This is a genomic window from Bartonella sp. TT119HLJHH, from assembly GCF_042193385.1.
In the GTDB taxonomy this organism is placed as follows: Bacteria; Pseudomonadota; Alphaproteobacteria; order Rhizobiales; family Rhizobiaceae; genus Bartonella.
This window is the reverse complement of the sequence record NZ_JBHILS010000005.1, coordinates 62,206-79,748: the sequence shown is the minus strand read 5'-3', so window position 1 is coordinate 79,748 and position 17,543 is coordinate 62,206. Positions and strand designations below refer to the sequence as shown.

Genomic DNA, 17,543 nt, shown 5'->3' with positions numbered 1-17,543 from the left:
GCTGCTGCCTTGATGTCTGCTTGCCAAGAGCATGGAAAGTGGCGCCTTGGAGAAAGGAGGAGGGGGAGAAAGGAAGAGGGGGAGAAAGGAAGAAGGCGGGAAAAGGAGGGGATGCAAGAAGGGGAGCGGATATGTCTGTGAGGGGGTGTGCATGCTGGAAGGTCCTGTTGGAGTGTGTGTTGGAAGGGGTGTGCTGGGTGCCTATGGGGATGTGTGGTGGGGCATGTGTTGGGATGCCTGTGTGGAGGGGGTGGGTTTGTTGCCAAAGAGTTTGCTTTTCATTGAAGGTTTTGCAGCTGCTGCCTTGATGTCTGCTTGCCAAGAGCATGGAAAGTGGCGCCTTGGAGAAAGGAGGAGGGGGAGAAAGGAAGAAGGCGGGAAAAGGAGGGGATGCAAGAAGGGGAGCGGATATGCCTGTGAGGGGGTGGTGCATGCTGGAAGGTCCTGTTGGAGTGTGTGTTGGAGGGGTGTGCTGGGTGCCTGTGGGGGGACTTGTGTGGGGAAAACGCTTTTGTGATGAGAGAAAAATGGTCGATGTTGACGCGTTTTGCTGTGTGAATCGCCTATCCAAGTGTTGTTTTGCCGCCCTTTGTTTTGTTCTGTGTTGTTTTGTCCGATGCTGTTGCTGTTGTGGCTTTGAAGCATTTTTATCCCCGCGCGTGCTTGAAAAATACGTTGTTTTTGTGATGTCAAAAATTGTCATTATAGTTGATCAAACTGCGGTAAAGCGTGTCGTTGTTCTCAGAGGTAAAAGATGAGGAGCTTCCCTGTTTTTGCTGTTCTTGCCGCTCAATCTCACGGCGAAACCAGTTGCGCCACGTGGCTTGCCAGTCTACTTTGAGTGCTTCTTTGCCGCTCTTGGCTTGCCAATAGTCGCGAAACTTCTTGGCTTGCCAATGGGCTTGGCTTTCACTCAAACCTTCTGAAACTGCCGCCTTGATGTCTGCTTGCCAATGTTCAGGAAGACGGTGCCCTTTGGCAACTGAGGCTGTGGTTTTTTTGTTGGAAGAAGGCGAGATGGAGGTAGAGAAAGTGGGGGGTGGGAGAGTAACCTGTGGGAGAGTGGTGGCGGATTTTGTTTTTTCCCCCGTGACAATTTGTGCGATAGGGGCGGGAGTGAACTCGGCTTGGGGAGCGTTTAAAGAGGGAGCACTTTTTTGCGCCGTTTCTGCTTGCGCAGGCAAAGAGAGAGGTGAATCAAGAGCCGATAAGGGTGATGGGTGATCGCTTTGTTCAAAACTCTCTTCGCAGGAAAAACAAGCTTTTGTCTCATCAAACAAAATTTTCTTTTCTAAAACACCGTAAGGTGTTTCCTTTTCTTCTTCTTCTGCCTTTTGAGCTTCTGAGCTTTGTTCACCATCTTTTGTGCGCTCGTTAAGCAGTTGTTGAATCTCAGTATTGATTTTCTTGCGTTTTTTTGCCGAAGAACGTCCCGCAAAGGATTTTTGTTCAAGCAGTTTTTCTCGCTCTTGAAAAATATTTTCGCAACGCTTGTTCCATAACCCATTGGCTAAATTTAAAATCTTGCCCTCTTGAATGAGCATCTCTAAAACATTAACAAAAGTTCGCTTGTCACAACCACAAAGACGCGCTAAACGTTCTTTCGATATTTCTAAAGGTCGGCCACGGGCATACATTTCATTGAGAAGAATCGTATAGATTCCAATTTCGTGTGCGCGCATCCCACGTACACCTCCTAGAAAGTCATTTTGATACCAACAAACATATGGAAGCCTAGACGATTCATAATGAGGAGTTTCTTGTTGATTAGCGTGTTTCATACTGCAATCTACTTTCTTCTTTTTTATACATTTTTATTGATGATAAAAGCTCAAATAAGGATTTAACTTGTGTTGCTTTTGGCTCTGTTCGATGATGACTAGAGGCTTCTTTACGACGCTTATAAATGATTGGCTGTGCTTGAAGAGCATGCAAACTTACGATTTAAGATTGCGGTGATGGAAAAAATAAAGAATACCACACATTCTCAACGTACTTGCTTTTGGGCAGAAGCTTTGGAGAGTGGTCTTTTATATCCTGTAGGGTGGTTAAAGTGTTTTTATGATCCAAAAATAAAAAAATTTCCCCCTAAAAAGTAAAATTTGTTTCCTTAATTTTATCCTTTTTAGAGGATAATGCAAGCCCGTTTTATAAAAAGGACGTGTTTTTTTTTAAAGACGCGCTATATGGTGAAATTATGAATATCGATGGTTGGCGTCAAAGATTAAGGATCGCTTTGGAAAAAAGTGGGCGGTCAAAAAGATCTATCTCCCTCGCTGCCGGTAAAGGCGCGGGGTACCTTCATTCTATTCTTTCTGAAGGAAAAGAACCAACAATAGAATCTCTCTCGCGAATTTGTCACGAAATTAATATCAGTATGAATTATATTCTTTATGGAAAATGGGCTAGCCCTGAAGATAAAGAATTTATAGAGCTTATTTCGAAACTCTCTCCGCAAGAGAGACAGGCGATTTTGACTCTTTTGCGGCGACCAATTGACGAAGCTTCAAAATAACTTCCTTCTGTGCTTTTGAATCAAGGCGACTCCAGTATTTTATTAATATTATATCACTCATTTTATCTCTCCTGTGTGTTTATAATTGCAATTGAGTAAGAACAAATAGAGAACAACAAAGGGACATGAGGGGAATAAAGAACAATAGATTTTTATTTATATATGTCATTTGAACCCCGTAAAGATTTAAAATATATCTTTTATGAAGGATAAAATGATTGACATCTCTCCTATAGAGGATATAAGACTAACGCTATATTTGGCCTTGTCAAGACAAAGCTAGGCTTTATCAACTGTCTAAAGGGGGAAAATCATGAAAAATATTCCATTCATTAAAGAGGATGAAATTATTGTCATTCTTTGCGAAGACGAAAATCCTGCTACTTATGAAGGACCTATCGACGAAATCGAAGAAGTGCTCGAACTGATTGAGGAATATGAAACTGTTTATAGAGTTTTACGACTCGATCTGACAACTTCTCATGCGGAAGATGTTGCTGAACAAATCGCTGATTTTTATGTCGAAAATCATGAAATAAATGAAGAAAATACTCAATTACAGCCCTTCATTTTGAATAGTGAAGCTTATCATGCTTGTTTAAATGAAAGAATGGCGTGCGCTTATGAAGATAATCTCTATGGCTCTTATGAAAAACAGCATCGTTTACGCCCATGTGATGTCTTGACAGATTATTGGTGGTAAACATGCCAAGTTATCTTAAGACTTCTTATCGAGGATTTCCACTTTATTATGCTGGAAATACACGAAATTTAATCAGACTCGAACCACAAAAACACAATGCTATCCTTTTCATGTCGCAGAAAGACGCTCAGTCTATGGCAAAAAATTTGGCGGAAGAATATCTCTGCTATGATTTTGCCGTCGTGCAATGGCAGGATTGAAAAGAGTCCATAATGATGGCCCAAGTGCTTTTTCATTGTGGTGACAATGGTGCACCTTATGCTTTCGTTCTTGGGAGGGAAGCTTAGGAGGGAGCCGCTTGGTGGGCGACTTGGGGGGCAACTTGGGAGGGAGGAGCTTTGCGGGGATTTTCTTAGCCGATATGGAAAGGGGGGCATGAAGAAAAAAGCCTATATATGAGAAATTGCGGGCTCTTGTGGGGGGCGTTGCCGGCTGGTTCATTGGGGGGGGGGGATAAGGCAATGGGGGCAGCGGGTTATCCAGTGGAATGATACGAAAGCATGCTGGAGAACAAAAATGAGGCTTTTAGGGAAGAGAAGCAGCAGTGCAGCGTGGAGGAGGTGTAAATCTATAAAAAGGCACGTTCAAGGGGGAAAAGAGCTGGTTTTTGTGTTTTTGCGGCACGCAAGTAGGGAGCTTGGAATGATACGTAAAGCATGCTGGAAAAAGGAAGGAGGTGTTTGACGGGGGAGGTCGTTAAAGCTTGTTTAGACGTATTGGGACACGGGGGGCTTCTGGGTGCTTTTGTGGTGCGTGCTGGGGGAAGCCGCAATGAAAGGGCCCAAGTGCTTTTTCATTGCGGTGACAATGGTGCACCTTATGCTTTCGTTCTTGGGGGGAAAGCTTGAGGGAAAAGCTTGGCGGGCGACTTGGGGTCATGAATGTGAAAGCATGGTGGGAAAATGGGGGGAAGCGGGGAGATTGGAGCACATGCAAGGCGTATGCTGGAGGGCAAAACAAGAATGAGACGGGGTGGGTTGTTGAAGCTTGTTTAGACGTATTGGGACACGAGGGGGGATGTAAGGGGGGACAGATTTTTGTGGTTTCAGCGGCACAATATTGAAGGATGCAGGATGTTGTCGTTTTGAGTCCGTGTGAAGGATACAGCTTAAAAAAGGTGAATGCTTTAAAGAGGATATATTGCAAAACACTTTAAAAATGAAGGGGAGAAATACTATGCCAATCATTATCGATTGTATTCAAGGAACAGAAGAATGGCAGAAGGTGCGTAGTGGTTTGATTACGGCTTCTTTGTTTGAGATGGTTATGGCACGAACAAAACAAGGGCAAAAAACGTCACGCTATCAGAGTGTGATGATGAAATTGGCGGGAGAAAGAATTACAGGAAAAACCGTTGATGAAGGAACAACGCTTGCTCAGCGACGCGGGACTGAATTAGAACCAATCGCGCGACAGCTTTATGGAAAACTGACACATACAGAACCTGAATGTATTGGCTTTGTTTTGGCTGATGATCGCGGACAAGGATTTTCTCCCGATGCTTTTGTGGGAAAAAATGGCTTATTAGAAATTAAAACAAAAAAACCTGAAATTTTGATCCCTCATTTTACTCAAAAGAGCTTTCCAGCAGAACATAAAGCACAATGTCAAGGAGGATTATGGATTTCTCAACGCGAATGGGTGGATTTAATGCTCTATTGGCCGGATATGCCCCCTTTGATTAAACGGGCTTATCGTGATGAAGCCTATATTTGCAAGCTTGAAAATGAAATTAGCCGTTTTAATGAGGCTTTGGAGAAGATGGTACAGCAAATTAAATCTATTGGGACAGGTTTTCATATAAGAACAGAAATTGCTTTGAAGGAGGGGGAAGAAAGGGTGCTTGGAATGAAGACAAGGCGTATGCTGGAGGGCAAAACAAGAATGAGGCGGGCAAGAAAGGGATCTTGTGTAGCGTTGAGGAGAGGCAAAGTTCTATAAAAAGCAAGTTCAGGGGGAAAAGAGCTGTTTTTTGTATTGGAGGAGGGTGCCAAACAAGGGGGTCGCAGGGAAGTAGGGGAGCGTAGCGACTTGGGGGAGGAGCTTTGCGGGGGCGTTTGTGCGGCTTTGGGAGGGAAATGTTGGTTAAGTGGGAGGAAAAGGAGGGATGAAGAGCCCCATGTATGGGCAATTACGGGCTCTTGTGGGGGGCGTTGCCGGCTGGTTCATTGGGGGGGGGATAAGGCAATGGAGGGGCAGCGGGTTATCCAGTGGAGTGATATGAAAGCATGTTGGAGAATAAAAATGAGGCTTTTAGGGAAGAGAAGCAGCAGTACAGCGTGGAGGAAAGGCAAGCTGGCACGTGCTAGAGGAAAAGAGCAGAGGAGGAAGAAAAGCAGAGCGTGTGATGGAGGGGGCGGGGTGTAGGGAAGCTGGGGGTGTAGGGAAGCAGGACATGAATATGCAAACTTGTTGGGAAATGGGAGGGAGCTTGGAGCGCATGCAAGGTGTGTATGCTGGAGAGGAGAACGAGAATGTGGGAGTGAGAGCAAGGTGTTTAGAGATATGGGGGCTTCTGGGTGCTTTTGTGGTGCGTGCTGGGGAAGAGGAATGCCGCGCGCGTTCTGCTTTTGTCTAGGGGGAAGTTTGGGGGAAAAGCTTGGCGGGCGACTTGGGGTCATGAATGTGAAAGCATGGTGGGAAAATGGGGGGAAGCGGGGAGATTGGAGCACATGCAAGGCGTATGCTGGAGGGCAAAACAAGAATGAGGCGGGCAAGAAAGGGATCTTGTGTAGCGTTGAGGAGAGGCAAGCTTTAGTCATAAGGCAAGAAGTAGGCGGAAAAGCAGGTGGTTGTTGAAGGGAGAGAGACTTCGCGTGACAGCTATTGCTTGGGAAAATGGAAGAAGGTGTTTCAGAGGGGAAGCCAAGTGAAAAATAAGAGAGATAAGGAAAAACTTTGGGGGAAGATGTTAGGGAAGTGAGATAGGAGATGGGCGCGCGGTTCTGGCCGCTTTTGTGTTGTGCTGTGTTTGGGGGCGCGATGAAAGACCCCCATGATGGCTAAGTTGCCGGACAAGTGCTTTTTCATTGGAGAGGAAATGGTCCTTGTGGTGCTTTTGTTCATTGAGAAAGAGTCGTTTGAGGGGCGTTTTTTTAGCCGATATGGGAAAAGGATGTAGGGGCATGAGAAAAAGACTGTGTGGAGTCAAGTGAGCTTGGTGGGGGAAAGGTTGGGGGGCAGATTGTGGAAGAAAATAGAGGGGTGGAGGAAACGGGAGAATAGGGAAAGAACGGATAAAGACGCGACAACCTTTATGGCTCTCGACAATCCCTGGTTATAGAAAATCAAAAATGACCACACCTTGTAAATTCACTGTGGGACTGATCTTAAAGCTCTTCAAAAGTACTGATCAATAGATACTTCTCCATATAACTTTGATAAATGATATTAGTATGATCTCGAAGATAAATGCACCAATATTTACCAAATATCCTTTTATACTGATGAAAATTAATAACCCTATACTTATTATTCCTAGTGGTATATTCCACGTAATGAAATTATATAACACATTATAGGTATTATTCCACAAATAATGAAAATTACATTCATGATACTACCAATTACATGCTCGGTATTATCTTGTCGTCTGTTCTCTTGGTTTCTACTAATTTCAGAAGCTTTGTGATTATCTTTAAAAGCTTTATGGTAGAACTGATTGTAAGCAGCTCTCTTTTGAGGATCTTTAAGAACTTCATAGGCTTCACAAATTTTTCTGAATTTTTGTTCTGCTTCGGTACTAGAATTATGATCAGGGTGGTATTGCAGAGCTAATTTACGAAAAGCAGATTTTATCTGTTTATCATTGCATGCGGAGCTTACACCAAGAATTCCATAATAATCGTCTTCATTTACTATCATTAAATACAGCCACTTTGTGTATTGCTCTTATTTTATAAGATCGTTTAATTGATGCCCTTTGAATGTATCAATATGTGTTACTTTTGTGTTGAAAAAATACAATAAATTGTATGATAACGTTACTGTGCTTTGGCATTCTGTATCTAAAGGTGGCGATAGATAGTGCAAAATGCTTGAAAATACAGGAGACCCTTTGAGAAGCACTTTTCATAAAGTTATGGAATGAATAGATCAAAGTTTATGGTAATTTTGTATATTCTACGATAACTCTGTATAAGATCTCAATTTCATGATCAAGTTTCTCAAGTTCTTTCTTGTTTTTAGCTATACGCTCTTGATATGTCTCTATGTGTTTCATAAGGTTTGAGAGATGTGTGTGCTCATGAGAGTGTTTTGCTTCATTCACATGTCGCATTGCATCTATTTCTAATTCTATAAGGCTACACAGAGTATTAAATACATGATGTCGTTTTTTGATTATATTCTGCCATTTTTTTATTATATTGACATGTTTTTCATAGAGCGGTTGCGATAACTGCTGCTTGTTTTCCAAAAAAAATGTTTTTTCTATCCAGAGAATTTGGTAGAATTTTTCTTCCCACTAGCGACTTCCATTAACAAGGAAAATGCGGAACAATCTCTCTCTTTCTGTAATTTCTTTTGAAGAGAATAGTTCATTCGAATGAGTATATCCCTTTGAAGAATAAAAAAGATGCGTTGTTAAAAGGGCGATAATTAAGACGCTTCTCAATAAAGACTGTTTAATTAACATTGTTTTTTATACCCTCTTAGTGATTGATTATAGTCATTGTGAGAGAGCTTAATGGTTCTTTAGAAGTATTTTGAAAGGCGTTTTATTATCCGTTTAAAGATTTTTTAAATACTGCTTCCATTTTTCAAAAGTGCTATATCTTACGGGCGGTTTTACATTTTCTTTGGGCATCATGGCAAGGTATACCTCTCTAGCCATAACGCACATTGTTGCTGTGTTTCTAAAACGAGTGAGTTCATTGCCTATTATGAGCAGCTTTGTCTGGAGAGTTTGTTCTTTTCGACTAATGCCATTGGGAGAATCCAAAAATTTTTCTGCATACGCAAACATTGGATCATCAAAGTTTGTTTCAAACTTTGCTTTGAGGAAAATATTTTCTATATAATCCCAATTTTTCCTGTATTTCATCCCGTTAGCTTTAAAATCCTTCAGTCTTGTTGGTAAGTCGTTAAAGGTAAGTGTGGGCATCGTTTTATCACCTTGCCATAAATCAAAAAAACGTCCACAAAAAACAAGCAATATGTGATAATGTTTAAAAATATTGAATTCTGGAGGATTACTGGGCAATGTTATTATTACTGGGCAATGTTATTAAATGCCTCCAAAATTGACTTTTGTCATGGGGTATGTCTACAGTCCATTCCATATACGCTTTTAAATATTCTACCTCTTTTTTTGCTTTTTCTAATTTCTGAGAATATGCTAAAGGAGTGTAATTTTCATGGACATATTTTTGGTAAAGCCTATCGTATTCAGCGAGATCGCTTACTTGAGTACAACCCAATAATAGGGATACAGAAAAAAACGTTATAAATATTATGACGTACGTTTTGAATAATAATTTTATCATTTTAACTTTTAATGATTATCATAAATACTTAACTGATTTCTGTTAAATAAATCAATATATGTTATTTTTGTGTTGAAAATATACGTAAAAACATGTTTAATAAAAATGGTTATAGTGATCATAATGTGTCTAAATAAAGGTGTGGTACTGGCTAAAACCCCGCATATGTGGGGTTTTAGCTTATTGGAGGAGGTATGACAGCAGAAAATATGCAGAATATATAAGGGGACTCTGTAACCAAAATGGTTGTCCTAGGGACGGGGGTAGGAGGGAATATCCAAAATACTTCAAATGAAATATACTTGTTGTTGTACATTCACGCACTTGTTTTAAAGAAACATCTCTCTCTAAGCTCATTTCACACCTATTTCATGCCGGTATTCGTAAATTTCATACTGTGCCTGTGAATAATATCGTGAGGGGTATAACGATAAAGCCCCATAGATTATAAGCTCTTTAGATTATAAAGTCCGTAGATTATAAACATTGCGCATCTTATCTTTACTTTATGAAAAAGTAAGTTGGTACCATCTTTGGCTCGGTGCCAAGATTGCGACATGGGCTGTAGTTTTTGAGACGATTCATAATTTCATTCACTGTGGAGGGATTTTTTATAAAAGGCATGCTTTTCTTGGGAAGTTTCACGCCATACGGATCTTTCTGCTTGTGAACTGTAAGCGAAGAGGGGTGCTTGATTTCAATAGAACAGAGGGAAAGAACTTTTTACCCTTCGGGTTCTTATGCAAGAGGAATAACGCTATCCGTATCAATCAAAGTATTCGTGTAAAAAAGATGCATGTTGAAAGAGGGGACTTAGAGCACGTGGAAAATCATAGTGTATAAAATTGGCAATGAGGGATCTTCTTTGAAACGGCGGGCTATCAATTTTCTGGCATATGGGATGTCTGTTATATAGCTGGTATATAGGATGCCTGGTATATGGGATTTTTGCCATATGGGAGCGTGGGGTGGCTTCTTGAAAGCTTTATTGAGGGGGGGGCTGTTTGGTTTTTGCTTTTGCTAAGGGGCGGGGAGAATGGGAAAGGCGTTGAGAGGGGGGGCTGGAAAGATAAGATTATGGGGTTGGAGGCGGCTAAAGGTATCAACGGGATGTATTCAAACAATGAGTTTATAATAATTCATTATTGAGATTCAATTTGAATTGTAATGAGAGCCCAGAATGGTGTGAGATGTTCTTAGTCCTCTTATTCAAACGTTCTTATATTGAATCAAGTAAAATCGTTTGTTTGCATATTACAAGCGGGATGAGCTTGTGGGGGAAAAATATTCAAGAAATAAAATATTGAAAAAATAAAAATGCCTATACCGTCTCAAGTGACAAGAGCTGTTGCAATAGTGAGGCTTGGTAAAGAGAAGGATAGGGAAAATCTTACAGAAAGGAAAGAGAGGGAGAAGCAAGGAAAGAGGGAGAAGCAAGGAGAGAGAGAGGCAATGGGTGGGGGATATTCTTTGGGGTGTGTCAATTTCAAAAGCCGTTCGCAAAGCATTTTGGAAATTAAGCGTGTCATTGAGGCTCTTGATTTTGAAAGCCATTGAAACCCATGGTTTAAAGAATGGAGGATTTGATAAAGCTGATGGAGGATGGTGGAAAAGAGAAGAGGAAAGAAGAAAAATAAAGAAAAATAAAATGGTGCTGCGAGAGAGGATTGAACTCTCGACCTCTCCCTTACCAAGGGAGTGCTCTACCACTGAGCTACCGCAGCCCTTTTCAATCTTTGCGCTGTCTTGTGCCATATTGTCAGAAAATAGGCAAGAGAACATTTGTATATTCTTGCAAGAAAACGTATCTTATGTCATGACATATGTTTCTTATATGCTTAAATATTTAAGGTTATGAGTTGCTTGATAGAAGCTCAACACTGTTTAAAAGGTTGCGCAATGACACAAATGTATCAAAAACAAAAACAAAATGAAATTAATCATCAAGATGAAAAAGCAAAACGACGTCAAGAAAGATTGGCACAACAATTGCGTCAAAACCTGAAACGTCGAAAAGAGCAAAGTCGTAAAAGAGCACAAACAGAACTCTAAAATGCAAAAAGTTCTAAAATGCAAAAAAAATGTTTTTTAGTAAATTTTTGCAACCAAACTTCTCAATAATTTGTTCTCATAGTTAGAATGCGTTCTAAAACGATTAATAAAGCATAACTTCCCGAAGGGGGATAATCCTTTGGAAGGGCAGGCACAAAGGAAAAGAGGGAAAACACGATGGATTCTATTCAAATTGTTGGGGGAAAAAAACTTCAAGGAACAATTCCTATTTCTGGGGCAAAAAATGCTGCATTGCCTCTTATGATTGCAGCGCTGCTTACTGAAGAAACACTCACTTTAGAAAATATTCCGCATCTGGCCGATGTCGAATTGCTTATTCGTATTCTCAATAATCATGGGGTTGGATATGCCGTTGATGGACAAGAGTTTAACGATGAGTGTGTGAATTCAAGAACAATTCATTTTACGGCGCAAAAAATAGCCACAATACGGGCGCCATACGAACTGGTGAAAAAAATGCGTGCAAGCTTTTGGGTTATCGGACCTCTGCTTGCACGATGCGCAGAAGCTTATGTTTCACTTCCTGGAGGATGTGCTATCGGAACACGACCTGTCGATTTTATCCTTGAAGGACTGAAAACTTTAAGCGCACAGATTACTATCGAAAATGGATATGTTCATGCAAAAGCGCTAAAGGGGTTAAAAGGTGCTCACTATCGCTTTCCTAAAGTCACTGTTGGTGGAACCCATGTGATGCTGATGGCGGCGACAATGGCAAAGGGGACAACCGTTCTTGAAAATGCGGCTTGTGAGCCAGAAGTGACAAACCTTATTCGAACCCTGAATGCTATGGGGGCTCAAATAACCGGTGAAGGAACAACAACACTTACAATTGAAGGGGTGAAAAAACTCAGCGGTGCTAGAGTACGCGTTATTGCTGATCGAATCGAAGCGGGAACATATGCAATGGCTGTTGCTATGACGGGAGGAGATGTCTTTCTTAAAAATGCAAATCCTAATCATCTCACAAAAGTGCTTAAAGTTCTCCAAAAAACAGGACTCGAGATTCAAATAGAACCTCATGGAATTCATGTTAAGAGAAATCCAAAGAACACCAAAATTATGCCCGTTGATATTAAAACAGGACCTTATCCTGCTTTTCCAACGGATCTCCAAGCACAATTCATGGCGCTCATGACACGGGCTGAAGGAATCGCGCATATTACAGAGACGGTTTTCGAAAATCGTTTTATGCATGTTCAAGAACTCAATCGCTTAGGAGCACAGATAAAGCTTGATGGGCAGACGGCAACCGTTTATGGAACAGAGAATTTGCAAGGGGCTCCCGTTATGGCGACGGATTTGCGCGCTTCTGTTTCTCTTGTAATTGCGGCATTGGCGGCAAAGGGAGAAACAATCGTCAATCGTGTTTATCACCTTGATCGTGGATTTGAGAGATTAGAAGAAAAATTGGCTCGTTGTGGCGCAAAAATCCAACGCATCACAGTGTAAAGTTTTCAAAGATATGCTCCAAAGAATGGCTTTGAGAGGTTGCTTGGGGGTTGGCTGTTGTGTGGGCGGCATGCTTTCATGACACGGGCTGAAGGAATCGCGCATATTACAGAGACGGTTTTCGAAAATCGTTTTATGCATGTTCAAGAACTCAATCGCTTGAGGGCGCAAATAAAGCTTGATGGGCGAGAGAGCAACGCATCTCATGGAACAGAGAATTTGCAAGGGGGGCCTCATCATGGCGACGGATTTGCGTGCTTGTTGTTTCTCTTGTGATTGCAGCCCTCTTACTCTTGTTACATTGGCAGCAAAGGGAGAAACAATCGTCAATCGTGTTTATCATCTTGATCGTGGATTTGAGAGATTAGAAGAAAAATCGGCTCGTTGTGGCGCAAAAATCCAACGTATCACAGTGTAAATCTGTAAGATGTCTCTCAAAAATGGCTTTGGGAGGGGGTGATATGTTGTTAGGTGTGCTTTTGGGAGGCTTGATCTCAAAAATAAAGGGTTGTTAATTCTCTCAATAAACGTGGGTTTTATCTCATGGTTTTTACGAGCGAGCATAAGAGTTTGAGAGGCGGGGGTGGAGCTCATAAAATAAAGACTGTTTTTAAATTTTATTGCTAATTTCCTGAAATTGCTTTATACCTTAAAGGGTAACTTTGGTCGTCTACGCAGCGATCAGTAGGGTCTGAAAGCCCTAAAGTTCAGTACATAAGATTAGCCTACTTTTGTAGGTATCTCGGGATTCCGGGAGTTTTTGCCATGTCCAGGTGCGATGAGCACTAAAAGCAAAAAAAGCTGACTGAACTCAGTACTTTCAGACTCCCGGAATACCAATGCGAGGGCGCTCGCAACCGGCAGGGGAGCTTGAAGTGAAAGCTAAAAATCCACACTTTAACGATATTTCGATAGGCAGAAAAATTCGCTTTAAAAGAACAATGATCGGGATGTCGCAAAAGAAATTAGGTAGCCAGTTAGGTGTGACTTTTCAACAAATCCAAAAATATGAAAAAGGCTCTAATCGTATAGGAGCTGGGCGTTTACAAGAAATTGCTGATATTCTTAATGTTCCCATTTCTTTTTTCTATACGGATCTCTCGACAAAAGAAAATGTCTTGTATTGCTGTGATGAAGGGATCGCAAGTAAAGAAGAGCACATTCTTTTGAAAAGTTTTAGAGAGCTCAAACCTAAAAAGCAGAAAGCAATTTTGTGTTTGATTGTCTCATGAGATAAAAACACTGTTTTAATTTTTATTGCTGGTCTCCAGAAATTATTTTATGAACAAGCACCAAGGTTCTCGTCGTATAGTGTGGTTGAATGGTGGTAGCCAAAGCCTGAAAATCCAAGATGAAACATTAGCCTGCTTTATAAGTATCGCGAGATTCCGGGAGTTTTTGCTATGTCCAGGTGCTCTCTAGCACTAAAAGCAAAAAAAGCTGATTCGAACTCAGTACTTTCAGACTCTCGGAATACGCATAAGAGGTGCTCGCAACCGGTAGGGGAGCTTGAAGTGAAAGCTAAAAATCTACACTTTAACGACATTTCGATAGGCAGAAAAATTCGCTTTAAAAGAACAATGATCGGAATGTCGCAAAAGCAATTAGGCAGTCAGTTAGGTGTGACTTTTTAACAAATCCAAAAATATGAAAAAGGCTCTAATCGTATAGGAGCTGGGCGTTTACAAGAAATTGCTGATATTCTCAATGTTCCCATTTCTTTTTTCTACGCTGATCTCTCAACAAAAGAAAATGCTTTGTATTGCTGTGATGAAGGGATCGCAAGTAAAGAAGAGCATATCCTTTTGAAAAGTTTTAGAGAGCTCAGACCTAAAAAGAAGAAAGCAATTTTAAGATTAAATTTTCGTTAGAATCAAAAAAAAATTAAAGAGGCTCTTGCTAAATAATAAATTATTATATAAAGCTTTTTCTAGAGAAGGGGGTTAACATTTCTCCTCCCCCCCCCCCGCAGAAATGTCCAAATAAAACCTCCTTCTCATCATTTTAAAAATCACGAAAATTTTTATCCTTTATCTTTTATCCTTTTAAAAAGAGTGACTTATTTGTGCTAGAAAAGTTGCTGTATTAGGCAAATTGGAGGGCGGGGTGTTTTTAGTAGGGATTTGGGAAGGGCTGGAAAAATCGTCTTGCCAAATAGAGTTCTCAAAAGAAAATATTGGAGAACTATCATCCAAAGGGCGCACAGTGGAGAGCGATCATCAAAGGGGCGGCTTAAAAGAAGCTACCAAAAATCCGGAACTTCAGGCTTTAAATGAGGACCAATCCGTACCGCTGAAACCTTTTCTGCTAAACCGGTGCGATCTGAAATCTCAACCGCTAAACCACAAAGGGTGGCTTCTCCACACGCCGGTTCAAAACGGTCTTGCTTCGTCTTATAAAGAAAACGGTGTAAGGGTTCTTCTTTATCCATTCCAAGAGAGGAGTTATAATCTCCACACATGCCTGCATCTGTTAAATAGGCGCTCCCACCTTCTAAGATCTGCGCGTCAGCCGTGGGAATATGCGTATGGGTGCCAACGATAACACTCACACGACCGTCAAGAAAATGGCCAAAACATTGCTTCTCGCTTGTCGTTTCTGCGTGAAAGTCAAAAATAATCGTATCGGCTTGCTCCATCAACGAACAGGCAAGCAGAATATTTTCCGCTGTTTCAAATGGATCTTCTACTTTACACGGCATAAAAACGTTGCCCAACAGATTGGCGACAAGAACACGGGCGCCATTTCTTGCCGTAAAAACACCAGAACCTCTTCCAGGTGTTTCTTTCGAAAAATTGGCAGGGCGTAAAAAACGATCACTCTCATGGGCATACTGCAATGCTTCTTTGTGAGAAAAAGCATGATTGCCTGTGGTGACAACATCAACACCGGTCATCAAAAGATCTTGATACGTCTCTTGCTTAAGACCAAAACCACCAGAGGCGTTTTCACCATTTACCACAACAAAATCAAGCTGCCATTTCTCAATCAGTTGAGGAAGGTGTTCAAAAACAGCTTTACAGCCCGTGTTACCAACAATGTCACCTAAAAATAAAAACCGCATAGGCGCTTTAATCACATTTTAACATTTTAAGAAACCTTTTTCTGTAAAAATGCCCTGTAACTGTAAATCATATTCTGTCGGAGGAATAGAGGAAACTTCCTGACATGAAAACCCTAAGCCCCATAATGTCATTTGATGCCCTTGTTTTTCAAGAGCTTCAACCGCACGGTCATAGTATCCTCCTCCATAGCCAAGACGGTGACAGTGACGATCAAACGCAGAAAGCGGAACAATAATATTATTGGGGACAACAACCTCATTGTCGGCACTGGGACCAAAGGTGCCAAAACGCATGGGCTCTAAAATCGTGCTGGGCGAAAATGCACGGAAAATCATGGTGGTGGAATCAAGAACTGCTGGTAAGGCTAAATGTCCACCGCGTAACGCTACAGCATCCAGTAAAGGACGCGGGTCAATTTCCGATTTAATGGGCCAATAGCCTGCTAAAATGAGGCATGAAAAATCGGTTCCCTTCTTTTCAAGGTATTCAATAAAGTGGCAACAAGCACGTTGCGAAAAGAGTGCGCGCTCTTCTGTTAAAAGAGCATCACGACGCGATAAACCGCTTTTGCGTTGCTGTGTGCGAAGGGATGAAGCAGATTCACAGAGGGGATTTTGTGTCATTGTCTCGTCAATTGTTTTATAAGATGCTGATATTTTATCCATTGTTGGCGTTTTGTAAATCTCTGTTAGGACAAGAGCTGTGCTCATGAAAAAAAGCATGAAAAAAGTGTGTGCTCTTTATAGGGGGTATCTTGATGCGATAAACCGCTCTTGCGCTGCTTGCGGGCGAAGGGATGAAGCAGATTCACAGAGGGGATTATTTTGTCAGTGTTGTCTGTTTTATAAAATAAAGCCCCTCGTCATTTTTATTTCTTGAAAAGAGAGTATCGTCATTGGTCTTATGTAAAAGGATGCTCTCAATTTTAGCTGGAAAAATTTTTATGCAAAAAAGTTATACAAATAAAGGGTGATCCACAACAGCCGATGGAAAAAGCTGATCCCGGGAACCTATACAAATAGGTGGGCGCCATATGAAAAAGCCCACGGGCTTGATCAGGGACAGCTCCCTTGGAGATCATTAAGGTCTCAGGAATACGTTATTTCCTGTCGAGAAGCGCAGAACACCCTCCTTAATATAAAACAATTTCATAGTTTCTGCTAGGGATAAAATAACCTCGCTCTCTTCTTTTTCATAAAGTATTTCAGGAGAGTTTTTATAACCTTGCTGGTGGCTGCTCGAAATGGCTGTATGATGGATGGCTTATTCAAAGTAAAAAAGCAAAAAATATGAGTGGGGGTGGGTGATTGAGTGACGTAGAACGGTTTATTGGCAATGGCTTGACTGGCTCTTTTGGGACAATGCTTGATTTTTATGTTTCGTGGGAATGCTTGGAGGAGTTTTGAAAGGAATATTTCTTATTCAAGGATGTTTGTTGAATTGATATTGCTTCTTTGAAGTTTTTGTCTTGTGAAGCCATATTTCAGGGTTGTTTTATCAATTTTGAAGGGGGAGGAGAGCCGATACGGTATGTGCTGCTATGGTTGAAGTTTAAAAATAAAAACAGATGATGACAGTTTATCAGAGGCGCTAAGCGATGTTTTAAGCTTTTTTCAAAAAGTATTTTTTGAGGATCGTGTTTACAAATTTTTTTTATCCATGATGGAAGGTGTGAAAAGAAGAAACGGCTGAAGAGGACTCAAGCGTGAAGCGTTTTCTTGCTATGAGAGAAATTCTGAAGGAAGTATATTGGAAATGTTTGAACGCTGCCTGCAATACAAAAAAGGTCCAAATTCAAAAAAGGCACTGTCAATTGTGTGTGGGGGTGTGGTTATAAGCAGGGGCAGTTTATTGAGTGGAATGTGAAGCCGGCTTGCGTCTTATCTAGGTTTGAAAGGATGCCGTAAAGTGTCTTGTTCTTGAATGGTTTTAAAGAGCTTGGGGTGATTGTTCGTCTAACAGAGCTTGCACGCGCTTTTGAATTCTGCGCATTTGTGGAGTGTAATCCAATGCTGTTTCATCAATCTTAAGAGCCAAGTTTTGGACGCTCCGTTGCTTTTATGGTAATGGCTAAGTTTCAAAAAAAGACACTGTCAATTGTGGGGGTATAAGCAGGGGCAGTTTATTGAGTTGAATGTGAAGCCGGCTTGCGTCTTATCTAGGTTTGAAAGCATGCCGTAAAGTGTCTTGTTCTTGAATGGTTTTAAAGAGCTTGGGGTGATTGTTCGTCTAACAGAGCTTGCACGCGC

At 41.2% G+C, this 17,543-nt stretch carries 17 protein-coding genes, 1 tRNA gene, 1 other RNA gene and 3 pseudogenes; 15 read left to right on the top strand and 7 right to left on the bottom strand.

Translation table 11 applies throughout. The features are described from left to right. Positions 1-151 precede the first annotated feature (151 nt). Positions 152-517, top strand: a complete 366-nt coding sequence (locus ACFIJL_RS04175) for a hypothetical protein (protein ID WP_375622800.1) — start codon at positions 152-154, stop codon at positions 515-517. Positions 518-689: 172 nt separating this feature from the next. Here the strand turns inward: ACFIJL_RS04175 and ACFIJL_RS04170 are convergent, their stop codons facing one another. Continuing rightward, the gene (locus tag ACFIJL_RS04170; protein ID WP_375622798.1) at positions 690-1,781 is read right to left on the bottom strand and encodes a YdaU family protein; all 1,092 of its coding nucleotides are present in this window, start codon (positions 1,779-1,781) and stop codon (positions 690-692) included. 416 nt (positions 1,782-2,197) lie between these two features. Between ACFIJL_RS04170 and ACFIJL_RS04165 the strand changes: the two genes are divergently transcribed. From ACFIJL_RS04165 to ACFIJL_RS04130, 8 genes are all read left to right on the top strand, one after another. After that, positions 2,198-2,515 carry an XRE family transcriptional regulator gene (locus ACFIJL_RS04165; protein ID WP_375622796.1) on the top strand — a complete coding sequence of 106 codons (318 nt, stop codon included), beginning with the start codon at positions 2,198-2,200 and terminating at the stop codon, positions 2,513-2,515. 313 nt (positions 2,516-2,828) lie between these two features. Next, entirely contained in the window at positions 2,829-3,218 is a 390-nt protein-coding gene (locus ACFIJL_RS04160; protein WP_375622794.1) for a hypothetical protein, read from the top strand. A gap of 2 nt (positions 3,219-3,220) precedes the next feature. Then, entirely contained in the window at positions 3,221-3,418 is a 198-nt protein-coding gene (locus ACFIJL_RS04155) for a hypothetical protein (protein WP_375622792.1), read from the top strand. Between the two features lie 480 nt (positions 3,419-3,898). Continuing rightward, on the top strand, positions 3,899-4,066 hold the full coding sequence (locus tag ACFIJL_RS04150; RefSeq protein WP_375622790.1) for a hypothetical protein: 168 nt from the start codon (positions 3,899-3,901) through the stop codon (positions 4,064-4,066). Beyond that, entirely contained in the window at positions 4,063-4,281 is a 219-nt protein-coding gene (locus ACFIJL_RS04145) for a hypothetical protein (RefSeq protein ID WP_375622788.1), read from the top strand. Before ACFIJL_RS04150 ends, ACFIJL_RS04145 begins: the two co-directional genes overlap by 4 nt. Positions 4,282-4,394: 113 nt before the next feature. Next, positions 4,395-5,159, top strand: a complete 765-nt coding sequence (locus ACFIJL_RS04140) for a lambda exonuclease family protein (protein ID WP_375622786.1) — start codon at positions 4,395-4,397, stop codon at positions 5,157-5,159. A gap of 361 nt (positions 5,160-5,520) precedes the next feature. After that, complete coding sequence (locus tag ACFIJL_RS04135) at positions 5,521-5,796, top strand: hypothetical protein (RefSeq protein WP_375622784.1); 276 nt, start codon at positions 5,521-5,523, stop codon at positions 5,794-5,796. A gap of 8 nt (positions 5,797-5,804) precedes the next feature. Next, on the top strand, positions 5,805-6,017 hold the full coding sequence (locus tag ACFIJL_RS04130) for a hypothetical protein (RefSeq protein ID WP_375622782.1): 213 nt from the start codon (positions 5,805-5,807) through the stop codon (positions 6,015-6,017). Positions 6,018-6,848: 831 nt separating this feature from the next. Here the strand turns inward: ACFIJL_RS04130 and ACFIJL_RS04125 are convergent. Beyond that, a pseudogene (locus tag ACFIJL_RS04125) lies at positions 6,849-7,082 on the bottom strand (DnaJ domain-containing protein); the annotation flags it as partial. Positions 7,083-7,947: 865 nt separating this feature from the next. Next, positions 7,948-8,322, bottom strand: coding sequence for a hypothetical protein (locus ACFIJL_RS04120; RefSeq protein WP_375622780.1), 375 nt, complete (start codon positions 8,320-8,322; stop codon positions 7,948-7,950). A 1,699-nt stretch (positions 8,323-10,021) separates the two neighbouring features. On the opposite strand from ACFIJL_RS04120, the gene ACFIJL_RS04115 reads away from it, so the two are divergent. Further along, positions 10,022-10,261 carry a hypothetical protein gene (locus ACFIJL_RS04115; RefSeq protein WP_375622778.1) on the top strand — a complete coding sequence of 80 codons (240 nt, stop codon included), beginning with the start codon at positions 10,022-10,024 and terminating at the stop codon, positions 10,259-10,261. 92 nt (positions 10,262-10,353) lie between these two features. Here ACFIJL_RS04115 and ACFIJL_RS04110 read toward each other — a convergent pair. Continuing rightward, positions 10,354-10,428, bottom strand: a tRNA-Thr gene (locus ACFIJL_RS04110). A gap of 175 nt (positions 10,429-10,603) precedes the next feature. Between ACFIJL_RS04110 and ACFIJL_RS04105 the strand changes: the two genes are divergently transcribed. The 5 genes and pseudogenes from ACFIJL_RS04105 to ACFIJL_RS04085 all read left to right on the top strand — a co-directional run bounded on the left by ACFIJL_RS04105 (position 10,604) and on the right by ACFIJL_RS04085 (position 14,100). Then, entirely contained in the window at positions 10,604-10,756 is a 153-nt protein-coding gene (locus ACFIJL_RS04105) for a hypothetical protein (protein WP_375622776.1), read from the top strand. A gap of 177 nt (positions 10,757-10,933) precedes the next feature. Continuing rightward, positions 10,934-12,229: a UDP-N-acetylglucosamine 1-carboxyvinyltransferase gene (gene murA, locus ACFIJL_RS04100; protein WP_375622774.1), complete on the top strand. Its 1,296-nt coding sequence runs from the start codon at positions 10,934-10,936 to the stop codon at positions 12,227-12,229. A gap of 72 nt (positions 12,230-12,301) precedes the next feature. After that, a pseudogene (locus ACFIJL_RS04095) lies at positions 12,302-12,647 on the top strand (UDP-N-acetylglucosamine 1-carboxyvinyltransferase); the annotation flags it as partial. Between the two features lie 457 nt (positions 12,648-13,104). After that, the gene (locus ACFIJL_RS04090; RefSeq protein WP_375622772.1) at positions 13,105-13,461 is read left to right on the top strand and encodes a helix-turn-helix domain-containing protein; all 357 of its coding nucleotides are present in this window, start codon (positions 13,105-13,107) and stop codon (positions 13,459-13,461) included. Between the two features lie 282 nt (positions 13,462-13,743). Continuing rightward, positions 13,744-14,100, top strand: a pseudogene (locus ACFIJL_RS04085) (helix-turn-helix domain-containing protein). Between the two features lie 371 nt (positions 14,101-14,471). Here ACFIJL_RS04085 and ACFIJL_RS04080 read toward each other — a convergent pair. The 3 genes from ACFIJL_RS04080 to ssrS all read right to left on the bottom strand — a co-directional run bounded on the left by ACFIJL_RS04080 (position 14,472) and on the right by ssrS (position 16,422). Beyond that, positions 14,472-15,293, bottom strand: a complete 822-nt coding sequence (locus ACFIJL_RS04080) for a TIGR00282 family metallophosphoesterase (RefSeq protein ID WP_375622770.1) — start codon at positions 15,291-15,293, stop codon at positions 14,472-14,474. A gap of 18 nt (positions 15,294-15,311) precedes the next feature. Then, positions 15,312-15,917 carry a 5-formyltetrahydrofolate cyclo-ligase gene (locus ACFIJL_RS04075; protein WP_375622915.1) on the bottom strand — a complete coding sequence of 202 codons (606 nt, stop codon included), beginning with the start codon at positions 15,915-15,917 and terminating at the stop codon, positions 15,312-15,314. A gap of 344 nt (positions 15,918-16,261) precedes the next feature. Next, positions 16,262-16,422: non-coding RNA, 6S RNA (gene ssrS / locus ACFIJL_RS04070), on the bottom strand. Positions 16,423-17,543: the final 1,121 nt, after the last annotated feature.